A 3,266-nucleotide genomic window follows, 5' to 3' on the forward strand; every position below is an offset into this window, starting at 1 on the left:
GGGGGCTCCGCCTCACCCCTCCGCGCGCACCGCGTCGACGAACGCCTGCATCTGCTCGAGCGGCAGGTAGCCGCGCAGCATCTGGTCCTCGAGCACGAAGGTGGGCGTGCCGGTGATCTGCAGGCGCTGCGCGAGGGCGCGGGTCTCGTTGATCTCGTCGGCCACCTCGTCGCTGCCCATGCGCGCGAAGATCTCGTCGGCCTCGAGCCCGAATCCCTCGGCGAGGCGGCGCAGGCTCGGCTCGTCGGCGTCGCTGCGCAGGGTGATGAGTGCGTCGTGGACGTTCTTGTAGGCGGCGTCGCCGTGCAGCTGCTTGACGGCGATGGCGAATTGCGAGCTCAGGGTCGAGCCCTCGCCGAGGATCGGGAACTCCTTGACGACGAAGCGGATGTTGCCGTCCGACGCGAGCAGCTCCTCGACCTCGGCATGCGCCCGGCGGCAATAGCCGCAGCGGTAGTCGACGAACTCGACGAGGGTGACGTCGCCGTCGGGGTTGCCGCCGACGAAGGAATAGCCGTCGTTCTGCAACTCCTCGAGGTTGGCGCGGGCGAGGTCGACGTCGGAGGCCGCCTGCGCCGCCTGGTCGCGCTGCTCGAGCACGCCGATCGCCTCCATCAGCACCTCGGGATGCTCGAGCAGGTAGGCCCGCACCTCGGCGCGGAAGGCGTCGCGTTCGCTGTCGCTGAGCGCCTCGAGATCGAAGGCGGCGGCGGGGGCGGCGAGGCCGGCGGCGAGGGCGGCGGCGGTCAGGGAACGCATCATCGGGCTGTCTCCTATAGGCTCGCGGGCGTCACACCACATCCCCGGACCGATTCCAAGGCGGCGGCTCGCGGCGAGGTGCATTGACGGCGGCGGCCGTGGCTTGGCATGTCGGGGGCGAGAGTAGGGGGCGCGTGATGCAGAACTCAAGGCGGGGTCAGGTCGATCCCTTCATTGTGATGGACGTGATGGAGGCCGCCGCCGCGGCCGAGGCCGCCGGCCGGTCCATCGTCCACATGGAGGTCGGCCAGCCCGGCACCGGCGCGCCCGCGGCGGCGCTGGAGCGGCTGGGCCGGGAGATGAGCGCCGGCCCGCTCGGCTATTCCGTCGCCCGCGGCATCCCCGAGCTGCGCGCCCGCATCGCGCGGCACTACGGCGAAGCGCACGACGTCGACCTCGACCCGAACCGGGTGATCGTCACCGCCGGCGCGTCGGGCGCGTTCCTGCTCGCCTTCTCGGCGCTGTTCGACACCGGCGCCCGGGTCGGGCTTGGCGAGCCGTGCTACCCGTCCTACCGCCAGATCCTGAAGGCGCTCGACATGGTCCCCGTCGGCATCCCCACCGGCCTCGAGACCCGGATGCAGCCCGTCGCCGCCCACGTCGCCGAATACGACCTCGCCGGCCTGCTCGTCGCCTCGCCCGCCAACCCGACCGGCACGATGCTGGGGCGCGACGACCTCGCGAGCCTTTCGGACGCCTGCCGCGCGGGCGGCGCGGCGCTGATCTCCGACGAGATCTACCACGGCCTCACCTACGGCACCCGCGCCGTCAGCGCCCTGGAGGTGACCGACGAGGTCTACGTCATCAACTCCTTCTCCAAGTACTTCTCGATGACCGGCTGGCGCGTCGGCTGGATGGTGGTGCCCGAGAATCATGTCCGCGTCGTCGAGCGGCTGGCGCAGAACATGTTCATCTGCCCCACCCATGCCAGCCAGCGCCTCGCGCTCGCCGCGTTCGACTGCCGCGAGGCGCTCGACGCCAACGTCGCCGTCTACGCCGAGAACCGCCGGCTGATGCTCGAGCGCCTGCCCCGCGCCGGCTTCGACCGGATCGCGCCGCCGGACGGCGCCTTCTACATCTACGCCGACGTCAGCGCGCACACCGACGATTCCATCGCCTTCGCGCGCGAGATCCTGGAGGAGGCGGGCGTCGCCGTGACGCCGGGGGTGGACTTCGACCCGCAGCGCGGGCGGCAGTGGCTGCGCTTCTCCTACGCCCAGTCGACGGCGGCCATTACCGAGGGGCTCGACCGGCTCGAGCGCTTCCTCGCGGTGCGGAGCGCCGCCGAGTGATCCGCGCCCTCTGCCTGCTCCTCTGCCTCGCGCTGCCCGCCGCCGCGCAGGACTTCTCCGCCCTCGCGCGGCTGGACCCGGCCCGCTCCTCCGTGCGCGCCGCCGACGGCGAGATCGCCGTCGACCTGGCGCTGTCGCAGCCGGTTCCCTGGCGCGTCTTCACCCTCGACGCGCCGCGCCGGCTGGTGCTCGACTTCCGCGAGGTCGACTGGGGCGGCGCGGGCGACGGGCTCCTGTCGGGCGACGCGGCGACGGACGTGCAGACCGGCCGCCACGCGACGGGCTGGAGCCGGATGGTCGTCACGCTCGCCGCGCCGTTCGAGGTCGCGAGCGCGGGCATGGTCACCGACGCGGCCACCGGCGAGGCGCTGGTGCAGGTGCGGCTGACGCCCACCGACGCCGCCGCCTTCGCCGCGCGCGCCGGCGCGCCCGACGACGCCGCCACCACCGCCGGCCCCGACGTGCGCCTGCCCGCGCCGCCGCCGCGCGAGCGGGGCGTCATCGCCGTCGCCATCGATCCCGGCCACGGCGGCGTCGATCCCGGCGCCGAGCGCGACGGCACCAACGAGGCCGACCTGATGCTGCGCCTCGCGCTCGAGCTCGCCGAGGCCGTGGCGCGGGCGGGGATGGTGCCGGTGCTGACCCGCAGCGAGGACGCCTTCGTGCCGCTCCAGACCCGCATGACCATCGCGCGCGAGGCGGGGGCCGACCTGTTCCTGTCGCTGCACGCCGACGCGCTCGAGGAGGCCGAGGCGCACGGCGCGACGGTCTACACCCTCAGCGACGGCGGCGGCGACCGCGCCAGCGCCCGCCTCGCGGAGCGCCACGACCGCAGCGACCTGCTCGGCGGCGTCGACCTCACCGGCCAGGACGACACCGTCGCCACCATCCTGATGGACCTCGCCCGCCTCGAGACCGGCCCCTCGGGGGAGCGCCTCGCCGACGCCCTCGTCGCCGGCCTCGACGCCTCGGGCGCCCGCCTCAACAGCCGCCCGCGCCGCGAGGCGATGCTGGCGGTGCTGCGCGCGGCCGATTTCCCCTCGGTGCTCGTCGAGGTGGGCTTCCTGTCGAGCGACACCGACCGCGCCCGGCTGCTCTCGCCGGAAGGGCGCGGGCAGATCGTCGACGGGTTGGTGCGCGGGATCCAGGCGTGGGCGGCGGAGGAGGCGGCGCTGGCGCCGTTGTTGCGGCAGTAGGGAGCGTCTGGGGCGTGGG

At 74.0% G+C, this 3,266-nt stretch carries 3 protein-coding genes; 2 read left to right on the forward strand and 1 reads right to left on the reverse strand.

Going from position 1 to position 3,266, the window contains the following annotated elements; genetic code table 11:
- Positions 1 to 12: 12 nt before the first annotated feature.
- Complete coding sequence (locus OG2516_RS02630; RefSeq protein WP_007254058.1) at positions 13 to 762, reverse strand: DsbA family protein; 750 nt, start codon at positions 760 to 762, stop codon at positions 13 to 15.
- Between the two features lie 134 nt (positions 763 to 896).
- Between OG2516_RS02630 and OG2516_RS02635 the strand changes: the two genes are divergently transcribed.
- Both OG2516_RS02635 and OG2516_RS02640 read left to right on the forward strand, forming a co-directional pair.
- Complete coding sequence (locus tag OG2516_RS02635) at positions 897 to 2,051, forward strand: aminotransferase class I/II-fold pyridoxal phosphate-dependent enzyme (RefSeq protein ID WP_040614912.1); 1,155 nt, start codon at positions 897 to 899, stop codon at positions 2,049 to 2,051.
- On the forward strand, positions 2,048 to 3,247 hold the full coding sequence (locus tag OG2516_RS02640) for an N-acetylmuramoyl-L-alanine amidase (protein ID WP_007254060.1): 1,200 nt from the start codon (positions 2,048 to 2,050) through the stop codon (positions 3,245 to 3,247). Before OG2516_RS02635 ends, OG2516_RS02640 begins: the two co-directional genes overlap by 4 nt.
- Positions 3,248 to 3,266 lie beyond the last annotated feature (19 nt).

The organism is Oceanicola granulosus HTCC2516 (assembly GCF_000153305.1).
GTDB lineage: Bacteria > Pseudomonadota > Alphaproteobacteria > Rhodobacterales > Rhodobacteraceae > Oceanicola > Oceanicola granulosus.

Bases quoted from the DNA above. Each gene is read 5' to 3' on its own strand.
- OG2516_RS02635 (WP_040614912.1), top strand. From the start codon at position 897: ATGCAGAACTCAAGGCGGGGTCAGGTCGATCCCTTCATTGTGATGGAC.
- OG2516_RS02630 (WP_007254058.1), bottom strand. From the start codon at position 762: ATGATGCGTTCCCTGACCGCCGCCGCCCTCGCCGCCGGCCTCGCCGCC.